Genomic DNA, 16,735 nt, shown 5'->3' with positions numbered 1-16,735 from the left:
GCGATCTTTTTACTATGTTCTTTATGCAAAAAGGCGAGATTCACCATTTCCAAAAAGATTGTTGATGCAACGACCGCACAGCTCTGGATGCTCAGTGTTAGAGCCAACATCTTGAGTGTGATGCCAGCAACGACCACATTTCTTATATTGACTACCGCGTACGAGTACTTCAAGGCCTGCATTACTGAGCTCTAGTTTGGCACTAGAAGTAATGGTAACAAAGCGTAAGTCATCTTCAAGAGAATGCAAAATTGCAAAATCGACATCGCCTACTTTGATCGTGAGTTCCGCTTGCAAAGATGAGCCTACATTACCAGCTTCACGTTCAATCTCAATGGCTTTAGTGATCTCGGAACGAATTTCTCGAACACGATTCCATTTAGCGAGGAGCTCAGTAGCGTGAGCGATTTCTGGGAAAGTGCCGAACTCTTCCATGAAGATAGACTCTTTGGCCATTTCATCTGCACCATGCGGGAATGACAACCAGGCTTCCTCAGCGGTAAAGGAGAGGAAAGGAGCTAGCCATTTGAGTAGATTGCGGGTGATATGGAAGAGCGCGTTTTGTGCTGCGCGACGTTCTTTCGAGTCGGGAGCGCTCGTGTAGAGGCGGTCTTTTAGGATATCTAAGTAAAAGCCACCCAAATCTTCTGAGCAGAAGGTCAGCATGCGCGCTACAGCGGGCTGGAACTCATAAGCCTGGTAATGCGCTTGTACATCTTGCTGCAACTGATTGGCGAGTGCAACTGCGTAACGATCAATCTCTAGCCATTCGCTTGCGGGCATCGTATGCTTGCTGGGATCAAAGTCAGACAAGTTGGCTAACAAGAAGCGCAATGTATTGCGAATTCGGCGATAGCTTTCCACCACACGTTTCAGAATTTCATCGGAGATGGTCATCTCGCCGGAGTAGTCGGTAGATGCCACCCAGAGACGAATAATCTCCGCACCCAACTTATCGGCAACTTGCTGAGGGGCAATCACGTTACCCACAGACTTACTCATCTTGCGGCCTTGGCCATCAACTGTGAAGCCGTGCGTCAGTAGTGCTTTGTAGGGTGGCTTGCCATCGAGCATGGCACCAGTAAGTAAAGAAGAGTGGAACCACCCACGATGTTGGTCTGAACCCTCTAAATAGAGGTCAGCTAAACGACCATCTGCATTTTCAGCTTCAGGACGATAAAGTTCCGCACGATGTGAGCCACGAATAACGTGCCAATGGGTAGTGCCAGAGTCAAACCATACATCTAAGGTATCGCGATTCTTTTCGTATTGAGCCGCTTCATCACCAAGTAGTTCAGCTACCTCGAGTTTTTGCCAAGCTTCAATACCTTCTTTTTCAACGCGCGAAGCGACTTCTTCAAGCAACTCCACTGTGCGTGGGTGTGGCTCACCACTTTCCTTATGAACAAAGAAAGCCATGGGTACGCCCCATTGGCGTTGACGAGACAAAGTCCAATCAGGACGATTAGCAATCATGCTATTCAAGCGTTGCTTACCCCACGCTGGGAAGAACTCGGTATTTTCAATCCCAACTAAAGCCGCCTCGCGCAGACTGGCTTTGCCATCAGATGGTTTTTTATCCATGCTCGCAAACCACTGTGAGGTCGCACGATAAATAATCGGCGACTTATGACGCCAGCAATGCATGTAAGAGTGGGTATAGGTCTTATCTCGCAAGAGGCTTCCTGCCTCGCGCATGGCCTCCACAATCTTGGGATTAGCTTTCCAAATATATTCATTGGCAAAGAGTGGGAGCCAAGAGGCATAGACACCATTGCCCATCACTGGGTTCAAGATATCTTTATCAGCCAAGTTGTTTGCTTTACAGGACTTAAAGTCTTCTTCGCCATAGGCTGGTGCAGAATGTACTACGCCAGTACCAGTATCTAAAGTGACGTATTCAGCTGGGTAGATTGGTGAGAGGCGTTTATAGCCTTCATGCAATGAAGCTAGTGGATGCCAGAAAGAAATATTGGCCAATTGATTACCCAGGCAAGTAGCAATCACTTTACCTGTAAGACCAAAATCTTCTAGACAAGTTTCTACGCGGTCTTTTGCCAAGATGAGTAACTTGTTGCCTGTATCTACAAGCGCATAAGTCAGTTCAGGATGAACATTTAATGCTTGATTGGATGGAATGGTCCAAGGTGTTGTTGTCCAAATCACAATCATTCCAGGCTTAGCTGGGATCTCAGATAGTCCAAATGCTTTTGCTAGTTGCGGGCGTTGCGCATCATCAAAAGCAAATCCCACATCTACTGTTGGATCAGTTTTATCTTGATATTCCACTTCAGCTTCAGCCAGTGCAGAGCCGCAATCGAAACACCAGTTCACTGGCTTTAGGCCGCGGAAAACATAACCTTTTTCCCAGATCTTGCCGAGTGCACGAATTTCATCGGCCTCATTACGGAAGTTCATAGTGAGATACGGGTTGTTCCAATCACCCAGCACGCCCAAACGCTCAAAATCTTTCTTCTGCTTATCTACTTGTACCTTAGCGTAAGCACGTGCTTTTGATTGGACTTCAGCAGTCGGTAAATTTTTACCAAATTCTTTTTCAATCTGAATCTCAATCGGCATACCGTGGCAATCCCAGCCAGGAACATATGCAGAGTCAAAGCCCATTAACCAGCGGGACTTTACGATCATATCTTTAAGAATCTTATTTACCGCATGACCAATATGAATGTCGCCATTTGCATAGGGAGGACCATCATGCAAAATAAATTTTGGCTGGTGAGCATGTGCCACACGAATCTTTTCGTAAAGCTTATTTTTCTGCCACTGTGCAACCCATTGTGGTTCACGTTTCGGTAAATCTCCCCGCATCGGAAACGATGTTTCTAGAAGATTAACGGGATAAGAGTTTTCTTTTTCAGACATAAGATTTTTTCTGGAAATAATTTCTGGCATGCGCTGCATCAGATGCAATCGCTTTGGTAAGTGTATCGAGGTCAGAGTACTTCGCCTCATCCCGAATTTTTTCTAAGAGCTCTACGGTAATAATTTTTCCGTAGACATCGGCGTTGTAATCAAAAATATGAGTCTCAAGCAATACGCGACCTTCATCTTCTACCGTTGGTCTCACACCGAGACTGGCTACAGCAGGCAGTGGCTTATCTCCAAGCCCCAAGACTTGTGCAGTAAAGATGCCAGAGCAGGCAGGCTTGCGGTGATGCAGGTGATTAGCAACAGCGAGATTCAATGTTGGGAACCCTAAAGTACGACCTAGCTTTTGCCCGTGAATGACATGACCGGAGATACCGTAAGGACGACCTAGTAAGTTACTGGCTTGATCCATGTCCCCAATAGCCAAGGCATTACGTAGTGCCGAGCTAGAAATTCTTTCGCCACCTTCTTGAACGGTATGAATACTAGAAACTTCAAACCCAAATTGTTCGCCAGCTGATTTGAGGCTTGCAAAGTTGCCCGCACGTTTAGCTCCGTAGCAAAAATCATCGCCAATCAAAATCCATTTGGCATTGAGTCGCTTGACAATGATCTCAGAAACAAATTCTTCGGGAGTAAGGCGCGCAAATGCACTATTGAAATGCTCCACTACTACGCGATCAATGCCAATGTCAGCAAAGGCAGCCAGCTTGTCACGCAAGTTGAGGATTCGTGGCGGTGCTTGTTCTGGGGAAAAGAATTCTTTAGGGTGCGGTTCGAAAGTCATGACGCAGCTAACTAAACCTCGTTCTTGCGCGCCATCTTTCAGCTCCTTGAGTAGGGCGTGATGACCCCTGTGCACGCCATCAAAATTACCGATGCTTAAGGCACAAGCCGGTCCTGCAGAAAACTGGGTGGGGCCACGGAATACGTTCACTAAATCACTTTCAGGGTCGCTTTCGGGGTAACCATCAATTATATTGTGGGCATGCCATCTATCGTCACCTTAATCTCAGGCCGCGGATCTAATTTCGAGGCTATCGTCAAAACAGCTCAAAAAGAGCATTGGCCGGTTACTTTTGCCGGCGTCATTGCTAACCACTCTGCTGCCAAGGGCCTTGATTTTGCTCGCTCTCAGGACATTCCAGCTTTTGCCATTGAGCACCGGGAGCACGCTACGCGTGAGTCCTTTGATGCTGCTCTCATAGCGAAAATCGATGAATTAGGGGCTGATTTAGTGGTTCTGGCTGGTTTTATGAGAATTCTGACCCCGGGCTTTATTCGCCATTTTGAGGGTCGCCTGATGAATATTCACCCCGCATTACTGCCAGCCTTCCCAGGATTGCATACCCATGAGCGGGCTTTGGGGGCTAGGGTAGCTGAACATGGCGCTAGCGTGCATTTTGTTACCGAGGGCGTAGATGAGGGCCCTATCATCTGCCAAGCCTCCGTTCCAGTGCTTCCCGGTGACGATGTGGATACTTTGGCTGCGCGAGTTTTGGCTGCTGAGCATCAGATTTATCCGCGGGCCGTAAAATGGTTCCTAGATGGACGATTGCGAATAGAAGGTAATCAAGTTCAGGTTAAACCACCGGAGTCGCAATTAATAAAATTATGAGTAAAGAACGTTCATCACGCGCAGCTAGCGCAGGCAGCAAATCAGGATCAAGATCTGGGTCACGCTTAGGCCCACAAAAAAGTTATGCCGCCAAATCCAAAGATCCAATGCGTCGCCCAGAGCGTCGCAACGCCAGTGGCAATATCATCGCGCCAGAAGGTCAAAAAAACTTTTCTAATGCCAAGGCTTTGCCTCAACACGCAATTCACTTAGAGCGTCTGCTGCCAGAGTTGCTTAATTTCGAGCAACCAGCTGATCGTGTGGTGAGTCGCTATTTCCGCTCTGAGCCTCAGCTCGGTAATCGTGACCGCGCCTTGATTGCTGAGAGTGCTTTTGCCATCCTGCGTCGCAAGAATGAGTTCTCACAATTTGCTTCTAGCGGCGAGGGTTCACAGGCTAGACGCTTAGCCCTATTAGGTTTGCTGTCTGCTCTCTCCGAGGGTGGTCTAGGCTCTGCTAACCGTGCAGAGAGTGCTATTGCCGACTTAGCTCATGTATTGAAAACAGGCGAATATGAGTGGTTGCAGCGTTTTGCAACAGTCGATCCATCAGCACTCAATTCGCTGGTTCGAAATAATTTACCTGAATGGCTTTGGGATGCATTTGGAAAATATCCCGGTGAAGAGTCACGTGAAGCGTTAGCTAAATCACTCATGCATCCAGCTCTTTTGGATTTGCGTGCGAACACCATGAAGACCACTCGCGAGCAATTGCTTGCAGAGATGAACGCTCTTGGTGGTCGCTATCAAGCCATTCCAACTCCGTATGCGCCTGATGGTGTTCGCATCATGGGTAAGCCCGCTTTGCAAAATACTGTGAGCTTTAAGACGGGGATGTTTGAGGTTCAAGATGAAGGTAGTCAGTTATTGGCTTACTTACTGGCACCAAAGCGTGGCGAGATGGTGGTGGACTTTTGTGCTGGCGCCGGAGGTAAGACTTTGGCAATTGGGGCAATCATGCGCTCCACAGGCCGTTTGTATGCCCTGGACACGTCAGAGCGTCGCTTAGCTAATTTAAAACCTAGACAAGCCCGTAGCGGCCTTTCTAATGTGCATCCTGTCTGGATTGATAGTGAGAATGACTCCAAGATCAAGCGCTTGGCTGGGAAGATTGATCGCGTCCTAGTAGATGCTCCTTGCAGTGGCATGGGTACATTGCGACGCAACCCCGACCTCAAATGGCGCCAGACTCCAGAAGGTGTTTTGGAGCTGAATCAAAAGCAGATGAATATTTTGGCCTCCGCAAGCCGTTTACTAAAACCGGGTGGCCGCTTGGTTTATGCCACCTGTAGCCTGTTGCCGCAAGAAAACCAGCAAATTGCAGAAGATTTCTTGGTAAAGCACCCTAATTTTGAGGTTGTTCCTGCTGCTGAGGTTCTTAAAGCATTGTTTCCAAAGGATAAAATGCCTTTGGGTTGCAGTCCTGACAACCCGTGGTGGCAGTTATGGCCTCATATTCATGGGACTGATGGCTTCTTTGGGGCTGTTTTTCAGAAGAAAGCGGCTATTTTAGCGGCATCTGTCGATAAAGATGACGAAAAGTCGGTAAAAGTCAAAAGCAAGAAAGCTGATAAAGAACTAAAATAAGGTTTTAGACCTATCTGGGGATACCCTTTTGAACACAGTTTCTGGTTTTGATTTATTCCTCAATTGGCTTTCCAATGGCTATTTAAATTGGGCTTGGTGGCAAATCCTAGTTTTTACTTTAGTTGCAACCCATATCACCATTGCTGCGGTCACCATTTTTCTGCATCGTTGCCAAGCGCACCGCGCTCTGGAATTGCATCCCATCGTGTCCCATTTTTTCCGGTTTTGGCTCTGGCTAACAACTGGTATGGTGACCAAAGAATGGGCGGCGATTCATCGTAAGCACCACGCCAAGTGTGAAACCGTGGATGATCCGCATAGCCCGCAAGTTTTGGGTATTCATACTGTGCTTTCTCGTGGTGCTGAGTTATACAAAAACGAATCACGCAATCAAGAGACTTTAGATAAGTTTGGTCATGGCACACCCGATGATTGGCTTGAGCACAACCTCTATGCAAAGTATTCATGGCAAGGCGTAGCCTTGATGTTGATCATCGACGTACTCTTGTTCGGTGCAATTGGTTTAACTGTGTGGGCAGTACAGATGTTGTGGATCCCTATTACTGCTGCTGGAGTTATTAACGGTATTGGCCACTTCTGGGGTTACCGTAATTACGATTGCGAAGATGCCTCAAGAAACATTTTGCCTTGGGGTATTTTGATTGGTGGCGAAGAGTTACATAACAACCACCACACCTTCGCTACCAGCGCTAAGCTCTCCAGTAAGTGGTACGAGTTTGATATTGGCTGGATGTATATTCAGATCATGAGTGCTGTTGGCTTGGCGAAAGTAAAAAAGACTTCTCCAAAGCCGGTGCTGAGTGACTTACGTCCTGCGGATCAAAGCACACTCGAAGCCATCATTGCTAATCGTTATGAAATCATGGCTCGCTACAGTAAGACTTTGGGCGCCTTCTTTAGCAACGAAGTTCAACACATGCACGTACTCGCAGCTCACTTAAAAGATGCGCGTACTTGGTTGGGCAAAGATGAGTCTCGCTTAACTACAGAAGAAAAAATGAAGCTTGAAGAGTTGATGGCAACGAATGCACAGCTACGAAAGATGATTGAGATGCGTCGTGATTTACAAGCAATCTGGGGCCGATCTAACGCCACAGGTGATCAGCTCCTGACTCAATTGCATGTGTGGTGCCAGCATGCTGAAGAGAGTGGTTTATCGAGCCTGCGTGACTTCTCTTTGAGATTGCGTCGCTACGCTTAACGAAATCGAAGACAATAAAAAACCCGCTGATGTAGCGGGTTTTTTATTAGCTAAATTAAATATCGAATCGATAAGTTACTTCAGCTTGGTTTCTTTGTAAGCAACGTGCTTGCGAATGGTTGGATCGAATTTCATGATCTCCATTTTTTCAGGCTTTGTACGCTTGTTTTTTGATGTTGTATAGAAGTGACCAGTACCAGCTGATGACTCTAGTTTGATTTTTTCTCTGCCGCCTTTAGCCATTTGTGCGCTCCTTAAATTTCGCCACGTGCACGGAGATCAGACAAGACAGCATCAATGCCGTTTTTGTCGATCACGCGCAAACCAGCATTGGTTAAGCGCAAGCTAATCCAGCGGTTTTCAGATTCAACCCAGAAACGGCGATTTTGCAAATTCGGCAAAAAGCGACGCTTCGTTTTATTGTTTGCATGGGATACATTGTTGCCAACCATCGGCTTCTTCCCAGTGACTTGGCAAACTTTTGCCATGACATAACTCCATTAATTGCGAAAAAAGAAGATTGTATCAGTCTCCAGCTACTTTGATCTACCCCTAATTGGCTTTAGTTTTAAGCATCAGGAAAAATAGTTGCCAATATAAGTCAAAACATGCCATTAAGTTAGTGTTCACTTCTATTTAAGATCATTTTTCATAAGACCTTCATCAGAAAATGAGAAAAAACCACCATCACTCACAATGCAGTGATCAAGCAGGGGGATATCGATTAACTGCAGGGCTTTAGCTAGTGTCTTGGTTAATTCTTGATCGGCAACACTTGGTTTTGGATTTCCGCTGGGGTGGTTGTGTGCCACGATCAGAGCGCTAGCGTTTCTGGCAAGAGCCTCCTTAAGGATTTCTCGCGGGTAAACGGCGGTATGGCTTAGGGAGCCTCTAAAGAGCTCCTGGCACTCAATCAGGCGTAAGCGGGAGTCAAGGTATAGGCATAGGAAGACCTCGTGTGGCAGGCGCCCAAATCTGGCCTGCAAGAACTCTCGGACGTAGCCTGGTGAGGTAAGGACAGAGTCTTGGGAGAGGGTTTCCTCAAGGCTACGCTTTACAAGCTCATAGGCCGCCTGGATTTGTGACCACTTAGAAATGCCCATGCCATGAATCTGGGTTAATTCTTCTGGGGTACAGGACGTTAGACGCGGTAAATTGCCAAAATGATGGAGAAGGTCCTCGGCCAGGGCTACGGCGGTTTTGCCTTTAACCCCAACACGTAGAAAAATAGCGAGTAACTCACCATCACTCAGGGCTGCGGCGCCAAGGGCGCGCAGTTTTTCGCGGGGTTGCTCCATTTTTGGCCAATCCGTAATCGGCAAGTGCACGCTACGGTCGGGCCTAGATACAATTACCTTATGACTAAGCTTACGGTTTTGCCCAACTCCTTCCTGACCCTCAACTATCGGCTGACTTTGCCGAGCGGGGATGACTACATCAATACTTTTATCGATCGCCCTGCGACGGTGTTGATGGGTTCTGGACAATTTGCGCCTTGTTTTGAAAAAGTATTAATCGGATTGGGTGTGGGTGATAAGAAAAGTGCCTTATTGCCACCAGAAGAAAGCTTTGGTGAGCGTAAAGAAGAATTAATTCAGTGGGTTTCCCTGAATGCGCTTAAAGAAGGTCGCGATGATGATGCGCAATTTAACCCTGGCGATGTCATTGAATTTAATGCGCCTGGTGGCGCTCAATACGCAGGTGTGCTGCAATCGATTAACGAAGAAGGCGCCTGGTTTGATTTCAATCACCCACTTGCTGGAAGGCCTGTTACCTTCGAAGCTCAAATTGTTGCGATTTTGTAGCCCATGAATAAACAAACGAATACACAAGCAGGCGGAGAAAGCACTGCTGAAATTTTGATGGCGCAACCCCGCGGCTTTTGTGCGGGCGTTGATCGTGCAATCAATATTGTGAATGAAGCGCTCACACGCTTTGGTGCTCCAATTTATGTACGTCATGAGATTGTTCACAATGCTTACGTCGTGAATGAGCTGCGTGATAAGGGCGCTGTGTTTGTTGAGGAGTTGCATGAAGTTCCTAAAGGCGGAATTGTGGTGTTTAGCGCCCACGGTGTTTCTCAAGAAGTTCGTCAAGATGCTGAGGCACGCGGCTTGCAGGTATATGACGCAACTTGCCCCTTGGTCACAAAGGTACATGTTGAAGTCATCAAGATGTGCAAGGATGGTTTTACAGTATTGATGATTGGCCATGCGGGGCACCCGGAGGTCGAAGGTACGATGGGTCAGGTTAAGGAAGGTGTTCATCTGATTGAGAAGGTGGCAGATATTGCTAAGCTGCCTTTTACTGAGCATGAAAAAATCGCTTTTGTTACGCAAACGACACTCTCCGTGGATGAGACGAAAGAAATTGTCGATGCCTTAATTCAAAAATTCCCCAATATCGTGCAACCTCGCAAGCAAGATATTTGCTATGCCACTCAAAATCGCCAAGATGCTGTGAAATTTATGGCCCCTCAAGTTGAGGTAGTTATTGTGGTCGGAAGTAAGGCAAGCTCGAACTCGAATCGCTTGCGTGAATTAGCTGAAAAACTAGGTGTACCGGCCTACATGGTCGATGCACCTGAGCAGCTTCAAGCCGAATGGTTTGTTGGCAAGAAGCGCGTAGGCCTCACTGCAGGTGCATCAGCCCCTGAAAGCCTAGCCCTTTCGATTGTGGCAAAGATTCAAGAATTTGGACCGCGTCACATTCGTAATCTAGAGGGCGTGGTGGAGGATGTCATATTCTCACTGCCAAAGAATTTAGTTGGCTAGTAAGTAAGACCTTTGTTGAGGTAATTGCTGCAATAAAAGATAAAGGGGCCTAGAGCCCCTTTATTGCATTTCATCTGCGTATTTTATTGGCTTATCTTATCTGCTTGAGCAACTCTCTCAAAATATTGCACATCTGACGGATTTCATCATCAGTAATGTTAAGTGCTGGCATAAAGCGTAGCAGATTAGGTCTTGGAGAATTAATTAATAAGCCTTCTGGAGTTCTATCGCGAGCCAATTCAACTAGCTTCGCGCCGATATCACTACTCAACATCAGGGCGCGTAATAGTCCTTCACCGCGCTCGCCATCTAAATTAAATTCTGCGGAGATGGCGAGGAGCTCTTTGCTCAGCAATTCCCCTTTGGTGCGCACAGACTCTAGGAAGCCTGGAGCCAATAATTGTTCGATCACGCTGACACCTACTGCGACCATCAGTGGATTGCCGTTATAGGTGCCACCCTGATCGCCAGGAACAAAACAAGCAACCGCATCAGTTGCCATCAGTGCAGCTAATGGCACGCCACCACCAATACCTTTGCCTAAGGTCATGATGTCTGGTTCGATGCCATAGTGCTGATAGGCAAAAAGAGTGCCAGTACGACCACAGCCAGCTTGAACTTCATCGACGATCAACAGAATATTATTTTCTTGGGTGAATTTACGCAGGCTTTGCATAAACTCTTTAGTGGTGGGAATGACGCCACCTTCACCTTGTACCGGCTCAAGCATGACTGCAACTGTTTTATCAGTTACTAGTTTTTTGACGGAATCTAAATCATTTAAATCCGCTTTAAGAAAACCAGGAACTTGTGGGGCAAACATGGTGTCCCAACCTGGTTTACCAGATGCGCTCATCGTCGCCAATGTACGACCATGAAAGCTGTGGTCAAAGGTGATGATTTCAAAGGCACCTGATTTATTCAGTTGCCCCCATTTACGCGCCAACTTAATGGCGCCTTCATTAGCCTCAGCGCCGCTATTAGCGAAAAATACTTTGTTAAAGCAACTGTTTTCTGTCAAAAGATTCGATAGGCGAATCATTGGCTCGTTATAAAACGCAGGACTCGGATTAATGAGTTTCTTAGCTTGTGCGTTGAGCGCTTCAATCATGCCGGGGTTGCTATGACCGAGACAGTTCACTGCCCAGCCTTGCAAGAAATCCAAATAACGCTTGCCCTGGTTATCAGTCAGCCAGGAGCCTTTGCCTTCAACCATAGTCAACTCTGGTCGCGGGGTGATAAACATCACTGAGTGGGCATCTACGGATTGGGCTGGCTTATTCATATCGTATGCAAAGTGAAATCAAATGAGGTTTCTATTATCGCGCTTAGCAGACTAGTTTGTCGCGAGGTCAGCAGCGCTGGTAAAAGAATCTGCAAAGAATTCTTCCTCAGGCAAATGACAGTGAGATGAAAAGTCCTGGCGGGCCGCATTGACCATGACGGGAGCACCGCAGGCATAGACCTGGTAGGTACTCATATCAGGATTATCTGCAATTACAGCTTGGTGCACAAAGCCGGTGCGTCCATGCCATTGATCCTCAGGCAGGGCGTCTGAAATGACGGGGATGTACTTGAAGTCAGGGATATCTTTTGCCCATGACTGGCAGAGCTCATTGAGGTAGAGGTCGCTCGGGCGCCGTCCACCCCAATACAGATGAATCGGACGCTGGATCTTTTTAAGCTGCATTTGCTCGATGATGGATTTAATCGGCGCAAAGCCGGTACCTGCTGCAACAAAGATAATAGGTTTCTTAGAGTCTTCTCTTAAAAAGAAGCTGCCTAATGGACCTTCAAAACGCAGAATATCTTTTTCCTTTAACGCGGGATCTTTTGCGCCAAAAACAAGGTCGGTAAAGAGTCCACCTGGCAAGTGGCGAATATGCAACTCGAGGGGACCTTCTTGATCGGGTGCATTAGCAATAGAGTACGCGCGGCGCTGCCCATCTTTGAGTAGGAACTCTAAATACTGGCCAGCTAAAAATTGAAAGCGCTCGGCAGCTGGTAATTGCAATTGAAGAATGGCCACGTCTGCACTAGGTTTTGTAATAGTGTTCACGCGACAAGGCACTTTCCGTATGGCAATATCACCAGCGCCTTGAATTTCACGAGCTTCAATGAGAAGGTCTGACTTGGGGTGGGCGCAGCAAAATAAGGTCCCACCGGTGGCCTCATCAGCTGGGCTTAAAGCGGCGGCACTATGCTGGCCATGCTCTACCTGGCCCTCCAGGATTTTGCCTTTGCAAGAACCGCAGGCACCGTTTTTACAGCCATAGGGAAGGGTGATGCCCTGCTGTAAGGCTGCTTCAAGAAGGGTTTCATCCTCCTGGACGGTAAATTGTTTGCCGCTCGCCTTGAGCGTGACTTGATAAGACACTCTCATTCCTTTCAATAAATCGTTACGATGTGATCTATGCAATCTTTTGGTAAATCTCGAATCCTGATCGTTGGCTGCGGTGACATTGGTCTGCGTGTTGCCAAGCAGCTCGCTCGAAGTCATCGCGTATACGCCTTAACTTCCCAGAAAACACGTTTTCAGGAGTTGAGAGCGGTTGGCGCGATTCCGATTTTGGGGGATCTGGATAAGCCCGATAGCTTGTGGCGTTTAAGTGGATTAGCGCAAACCGTGATCCACTTGGCACCACCCCAAAATACAGGTCATCGTGATTGCCGAACTCGCAACCTCCTCCGAATTTTAGCCCAAGGTTCTGATACTGTTGGGCGCGTGATTTATGTGAGCACAACAGGCGTTTATGGTGATCACGCAGGCGCTAAGGTAAGCGAAGTGACGCCGGTTAAACCTCAAAGCGAGCGAGCTAAGAGAAGGGTGGATGCAGAAAACTGCCTACGTCTTTGGGCGCCAGCTCATGGAGTCGCCCTCACTATTCTGCGAGTGCCAGGTATTTATGCTGCTGACCGCTTGCCGGTTGAGCGTATTCAGGCCGGCACCCCCGCCTTAAATCCAGCTGAGGATGCTTACTCAAACCACATACAGAGTGATGACTTGGCAAGATTAGTTTGCGCTGCCGTTTATCACGGCAAGCCACAGCGCGTCATTAATGCATGTGACGGTGGTGAAACCAAGATGGGTGATTACTTTGATGAAGTAGCTGATGCGTTTGGCTTAGAGCGGCCACCCAGATTGCCAGCTGAGCAGTTGGAGAAAATCGTATCCCCCATGCTGTGGTCTTTTATGCGGGAGTCGCGGCGCGTAACGAATACAAGGCTAGTCGAATTGAAAACCCCGCTACGCTATCCTAGCGTGGCAGAGTTTCTGAAAACTATTTCCAAGAATCCTTAAGGCCGACCGTACGATTAAATACCGGTTGACCTGGTTTTGATTCGCTTTGATCCGCAACAAAGTAGCCATGGCGCTCAAACTGAAAACGATCTTCCGCTTTGGCGTCCTTCATGCACGGCTCTAAGTACACAGTAATCGTTTGCTTCGAGTGAGGATTGATTGCGTCCAGGAAATTTTTATCCCCACTGTCTGGATGTGGGTCATTAAATAGGTGGTCATAGAGGCGAACTTGTGCAGGCACAGCTTCCGCAGCGCTGACCCAATGAATATTGCCCTTGACCTTGTAATTATTTGACCCAGGTGTACCACTCTTACTGTCTGGGAAGTGTGTTGCATTAACTTGAATCACCTTGCCATGAGCATCTACTTCAAATCCGGTGCACTCAATCACAAAGCCATGACGCAAACGTACACGTCCACCAGCTTGATCGCCTGCTGGCGGGTAGAGCCTGAAGAACCCCTTGACGGGCTCTTGCATAAAGTCATCTTCTTCAATCCACAATTCTTTGGTGAAATGAAACTCACGATTACCCCACTCAGGATGCTGTGGATGGCGCGGAGCTGAGCAAGGCTCGCTCGCGGATGCATCAAAGTTTTCAATCACAAGCTTGAGTGGCTTGAGAACCGCTGTGGCCCGTGGAGCCTTGGCTTCAAGATCATCCCGCAAAGCTTGGTCTAGGGTGCTCATATCAATCCAGCTATCTGCTTTAGAAACGCCGATGCGTTCACAGAACAAGCGAATACTCTCTGGCGTATAACCTCTGCGACGGATGCCTACAATCGTTGGCATCCTTGGATCATCCCAGCCATCAACATGCTTTTCTTCAACTAATTGAAAGAGCTTACGCTTGCTAGTGATGGTGTAAGTTAAGTTGAGGCGGGCGAATTCATATTGATGTGGAACAGGACTTTTGAAAATTCCCAGCTCAGCTAATGAGGCAATAATCCAATCGTAGAGCGGGCGATTATTTTCAAACTCCAAAGTGCAAATAGAGTGTGAAACATTTTCTAGGGCATCAGAAATACAGTGTGTGAAATCATACAAAGGATAGATGCACCACTTACTGCCAGTGCGATGGTGATCCGTATGACGAATGCGATAGACCACGGGATCGCGCATCACAATATTTGGGTGCGCCATGTCGATCTTCAAGCGCAGTACATGTTCACCATCTTTATATTTTCCATCACGCATCTCGCGGAATAAAGCTAGGCTCTCATCGGGCGTGCGATCGCGATACGGACTATTTTTTCCAGCCTGACCAAAGTTGCCACGATTAGTGTGAATATCATCCGCGCTCTGACTATCAACATAGGCCTTGCCATTTTGAATCAGAATTTCTGCGAACTCATAAAGCCGATCAAAGTAATCACTCGCGTGATACAGATGTGTTCCCCAATCAAAGCCAAGCCATTTAACCGTATCCAAAATACTGTCAGCGTACTCAACATCTTCTTTGACTGGATTGGTGTCATCCAAGCGCATATTGCAACGCGCACCGCCCGCTTGATTGTTGTAATCAGCAGCTAAGCCAAAGTTCAAGCAAATACTTTTTGCATGGCCAATATGAAGATAGCCATTGGGTTCTGGTGGAAAGCGCGTAATGATGGAGGGGATAGCTTGACCATCTCGATTAGTGCGATTCTGGTAAGCCCCACTCGCCAGGTCGTGATCGATGATCTGGCGCAAAAAGTTAGAGGGCTCAGCAAGAGTGCCGGCAGGCGATTTAGATGGTTTGCTATCTTGGGACATGCGCCCATTGTAGAGAAAACCCCTGCCTATAAAGAAAAAAGCCCGCAAACTGCTGCGGGCTCATTCCTGGGAAGCGCTCGAGAATTACTCTTCTACGAATGCCTCTTCACGGGTTTTCTTAACTGCAGGTAAGGCCACGATCACAACTAGGAGCGCTGCTGCAATCAGCAAACCTAAGGAGAGCGGTCGGGTCACGAAGGTTGTGAAGTCGCCGCGTGATAACAAGAGGGCGCGACGGAAGTTCTCCTCCATCATTGGCCCAAGCACGAAACCTAAGAGCAATGGAGGTGGTTCGCAACCCAATTTAAAGAAGAGGTAACCAATTAAACCAAAGGCTGCGGTTACGTAAACGTCAAATACAGTGTTGTTGACGGTATACACACCAATACAGCAGAACACCAGAATTGCTGGGTAGAGGAAGCGATAAGGAATCTTCAAGAGCTTGACCCAAATACCAATGAGTGGCAAGTTCAAGAGAATCAACATCACGTTACCAATCCACATAGAAGCGATCAGGCCCCAGAACAAGGCTGGGTTACTGGTCATGACTTGTGGGCCAGGCTGAATGTTGTGAATCGTCATCGCACCAACCATCAAGGCCATGACGGCATTCGGTGGGATACCTAAGGTAAGCAATGGAATGAAGGAGGTTTGGGCGGCAGCATTATTTGCTGCTTCAGGACCTGCTACACCCTCAATCGCACCCTTTCCAAACTCATGGCTGTACTTGGAGGATTTCTTTTCTACTGAGTAGGCGCCAAAGGCCGCTAAAGCAGCGCCGCCGCCTGGCAGGATACCCAAAATGGAGCCGATCGTTGTGCCGCGCAAGATGGAGGGAATCATGCGCTTGATATCTTGCTTAGAGGGAACCATGCTAGTGAGTTTGTTGAGGAAGCCCTCGTCATCACCAGTTTTTTCCAGGTTACCCATAATTTCCGCAAAACCAAAGACACCCATTGCAACGGCTACGAATCCAATGCCGTCACTTAATTCAGGAATATCAAAAGCGTAGCGTGATACGCCGGAGTTCACGTCAGTACCGATCAAGCCCATCAAGAGACCCAAGATGATCATACCGATCGCCTTGATTAAAGAGCCTGAAGCTAGTACGACCGCACCAATCAGTCCCAGAACCATCAAGGAGAAGTACTCAGCGGGACCGAACTTAAATGCCAGTTGGGAGAGTGGTGCAGCAAATGCAGCCAAAACCAGTGTTGCTACGCAACCAGCGAAGAATGAACCCATGCCGGCAGTAAAGAGAGCTACGCCTGCTCGACCATTTCTGGCCATTTGATAACCGTCAATCGCCGTCACTACCGAGGACGTTTCCCCTGGGATGTTGAGCAAAATCGCAGTGGTAGAGCCGCCGTACTGTGAGCCGTAGTAAATACCGGCCAACATAATCAAAGCGGCAATCGGAGGCAATGCATAGGTGGCTGGCAAGAGCATCGCAATTGTCGCGATTGGACCTAGGCCTGGCAAAACACCAATTAAGGTACCCAAGATACAGCCAATCAGGCAGTACATCAGATTTTGTAAGGTAAACGCTGTGTCGAAACCGAGCGCTAAATTAGCAAATAAATCCATTTTTA

Annotated in this window: 15 protein-coding genes; 6 read left to right on the top strand and 9 right to left on the bottom strand. The window is 47.7% G+C overall.

Annotated elements, in window-relative coordinates:
* Positions 1-21: 21 nt before the first annotated feature.
* Entirely contained in the window at positions 22-2,883 is a 2,862-nt protein-coding gene (gene ileS / locus C2759_RS08770; RefSeq protein WP_215354773.1) for an isoleucine--tRNA ligase, read from the bottom strand.
* Positions 2,876-3,826 carry a bifunctional riboflavin kinase/FAD synthetase gene (locus C2759_RS08765; protein WP_215354771.1) on the bottom strand — a complete coding sequence of 317 codons (951 nt, stop codon included), beginning with the start codon at positions 3,824-3,826 and terminating at the stop codon, positions 2,876-2,878. The genes ileS and C2759_RS08765 overlap by 8 nt, the downstream gene beginning before the upstream one ends.
* Positions 3,827-3,877: 51 nt before the next feature.
* Between C2759_RS08765 and purN the strand changes: the two genes are divergently transcribed.
* From purN to C2759_RS08750, 3 genes are read left to right on the top strand one after another with little or no spacing between them, the layout of a single operon-like run.
* The gene (gene purN, locus C2759_RS08760) at positions 3,878-4,507 is read left to right on the top strand and encodes a phosphoribosylglycinamide formyltransferase (protein WP_215354768.1); all 630 of its coding nucleotides are present in this window, start codon (positions 3,878-3,880) and stop codon (positions 4,505-4,507) included.
* Positions 4,504-6,093 (top strand): RsmB/NOP family class I SAM-dependent RNA methyltransferase, encoded by a 1,590-nt coding sequence (locus C2759_RS08755; RefSeq protein WP_215354765.1) that lies wholly within the window; start codon positions 4,504-4,506, stop codon positions 6,091-6,093. The genes purN and C2759_RS08755 overlap by 4 nt, the downstream gene beginning before the upstream one ends.
* A 28-nt stretch (positions 6,094-6,121) precedes the next feature.
* Positions 6,122-7,315: a fatty acid desaturase gene (locus tag C2759_RS08750; protein WP_215354763.1), complete on the top strand. Its 1,194-nt coding sequence runs from the start codon at positions 6,122-6,124 to the stop codon at positions 7,313-7,315.
* 75 nt (positions 7,316-7,390) lie between these two features.
* Here C2759_RS08750 and rpmG read toward each other — a convergent pair whose 3' ends face one another.
* The 3 genes from rpmG to radC all read right to left on the bottom strand — a co-directional run bounded on the left by rpmG (position 7,391) and on the right by radC (position 8,637).
* Positions 7,391-7,558, bottom strand: coding sequence for a 50S ribosomal protein L33 (gene rpmG, locus C2759_RS08745; protein WP_015421876.1), 168 nt, complete (start codon positions 7,556-7,558; stop codon positions 7,391-7,393).
* Positions 7,559-7,569: 11 nt separating this feature from the next.
* Positions 7,570-7,803, bottom strand: a complete 234-nt coding sequence (gene rpmB / locus C2759_RS08740; protein WP_011903570.1) for a 50S ribosomal protein L28 — start codon at positions 7,801-7,803, stop codon at positions 7,570-7,572.
* Between the two features lie 144 nt (positions 7,804-7,947).
* On the bottom strand, positions 7,948-8,637 hold the full coding sequence (gene radC, locus C2759_RS08735) for a DNA repair protein RadC (RefSeq protein WP_215356747.1): 690 nt from the start codon (positions 8,635-8,637) through the stop codon (positions 7,948-7,950).
* A gap of 36 nt (positions 8,638-8,673) precedes the next feature.
* Between radC and C2759_RS08730 the strand changes: the two genes are divergently transcribed.
* Both C2759_RS08730 and ispH read left to right on the top strand, forming a co-directional pair.
* Positions 8,674-9,120, top strand: coding sequence for a peptidylprolyl isomerase (locus C2759_RS08730; RefSeq protein ID WP_046330730.1), 447 nt, complete (start codon positions 8,674-8,676; stop codon positions 9,118-9,120).
* Positions 9,121-9,123: 3 nt separating this feature from the next.
* Positions 9,124-10,089, top strand: a complete 966-nt coding sequence (ispH, locus tag C2759_RS08725; RefSeq protein WP_215354760.1) for a 4-hydroxy-3-methylbut-2-enyl diphosphate reductase — start codon at positions 9,124-9,126, stop codon at positions 10,087-10,089.
* Positions 10,090-10,180: 91 nt separating this feature from the next.
* Here ispH and C2759_RS08720 read toward each other — a convergent pair whose 3' ends face one another.
* Positions 10,181-11,374, bottom strand: a complete 1,194-nt coding sequence (locus C2759_RS08720; RefSeq protein WP_215354758.1) for an acetylornithine transaminase — start codon at positions 11,372-11,374, stop codon at positions 10,181-10,183.
* A 51-nt stretch (positions 11,375-11,425) separates the two neighbouring features.
* Positions 11,426-12,466 (bottom strand): CDP-6-deoxy-delta-3,4-glucoseen reductase, encoded by a 1,041-nt coding sequence (locus C2759_RS08715; protein WP_215354757.1) that lies wholly within the window; start codon positions 12,464-12,466, stop codon positions 11,426-11,428.
* Positions 12,467-12,502: 36 nt separating this feature from the next.
* On the opposite strand from C2759_RS08715, the gene C2759_RS08710 reads away from it, so the two are divergent.
* A complete protein-coding gene (locus tag C2759_RS08710) occupies positions 12,503-13,390 on the top strand; it encodes an SDR family oxidoreductase (RefSeq protein ID WP_215354755.1) in 888 nt (295 codons plus the stop codon).
* Here the strand turns inward: C2759_RS08710 and C2759_RS08705 are convergent.
* Both C2759_RS08705 and C2759_RS08700 read right to left on the bottom strand, forming a co-directional pair.
* Positions 13,371-15,143, bottom strand: coding sequence for a glutamine--tRNA ligase/YqeY domain fusion protein (locus tag C2759_RS08705; RefSeq protein ID WP_215354753.1), 1,773 nt, complete (start codon positions 15,141-15,143; stop codon positions 13,371-13,373). The genes C2759_RS08710 and C2759_RS08705 overlap by 20 nt on opposite strands.
* A gap of 84 nt (positions 15,144-15,227) precedes the next feature.
* Positions 15,228-16,730, bottom strand: a complete 1,503-nt coding sequence (locus C2759_RS08700) for a tripartite tricarboxylate transporter permease (RefSeq protein ID WP_046330724.1) — start codon at positions 16,728-16,730, stop codon at positions 15,228-15,230.
* Positions 16,731-16,735: the final 5 nt, after the last annotated feature.

Origin of the sequence: Polynucleobacter sp. MG-Unter2-18 (assembly GCF_018687675.1) — a bacterium.
Classification (GTDB): Bacteria; Pseudomonadota; Gammaproteobacteria; order Burkholderiales; family Burkholderiaceae; genus Polynucleobacter.
The sequence above is the reverse complement of the archived record's forward strand: the minus strand, read 5'-3'. Positions and strand labels throughout refer to the sequence as shown.

Coding starts and splice junctions, on each gene's coding strand:
- C2759_RS08710 (WP_215354755.1), top strand. CDS start 12,503: ATGCAATCTTTTGGTAAATCTCGAATCCTGATCGTTGGCTGCGGTGAC.
- C2759_RS08755 (WP_215354765.1), top strand. CDS start 4,504: ATGAGTAAAGAACGTTCATCACGCGCAGCTAGCGCAGGCAGCAAATCA.
- C2759_RS08730 (WP_046330730.1), top strand. CDS start 8,674: ATGACTAAGCTTACGGTTTTGCCCAACTCCTTCCTGACCCTCAACTAT.
- ileS (WP_215354773.1), bottom strand. CDS start 2,883: ATGTCTGAAAAAGAAAACTCTTATCCCGTTAATCTTCTAGAAACATCG.
- C2759_RS08705 (WP_215354753.1), bottom strand. CDS start 15,143: ATGTCCCAAGATAGCAAACCATCTAAATCGCCTGCCGGCACTCTTGCT.
- purN (WP_215354768.1), top strand. CDS start 3,878: ATGCCATCTATCGTCACCTTAATCTCAGGCCGCGGATCTAATTTCGAG.
- C2759_RS08700 (WP_046330724.1), bottom strand. CDS start 16,730: ATGGATTTATTTGCTAATTTAGCGCTCGGTTTCGACACAGCGTTTACC.
- rpmG (WP_015421876.1), bottom strand. CDS start 7,558: ATGGCTAAAGGCGGCAGAGAAAAAATCAAACTAGAGTCATCAGCTGGT.
- ispH (WP_215354760.1), top strand. CDS start 9,124: ATGAATAAACAAACGAATACACAAGCAGGCGGAGAAAGCACTGCTGAA.
- rpmB (WP_011903570.1), bottom strand. CDS start 7,803: ATGGCAAAAGTTTGCCAAGTCACTGGGAAGAAGCCGATGGTTGGCAAC.
- C2759_RS08720 (WP_215354758.1), bottom strand. CDS start 11,374: ATGAATAAGCCAGCCCAATCCGTAGATGCCCACTCAGTGATGTTTATC.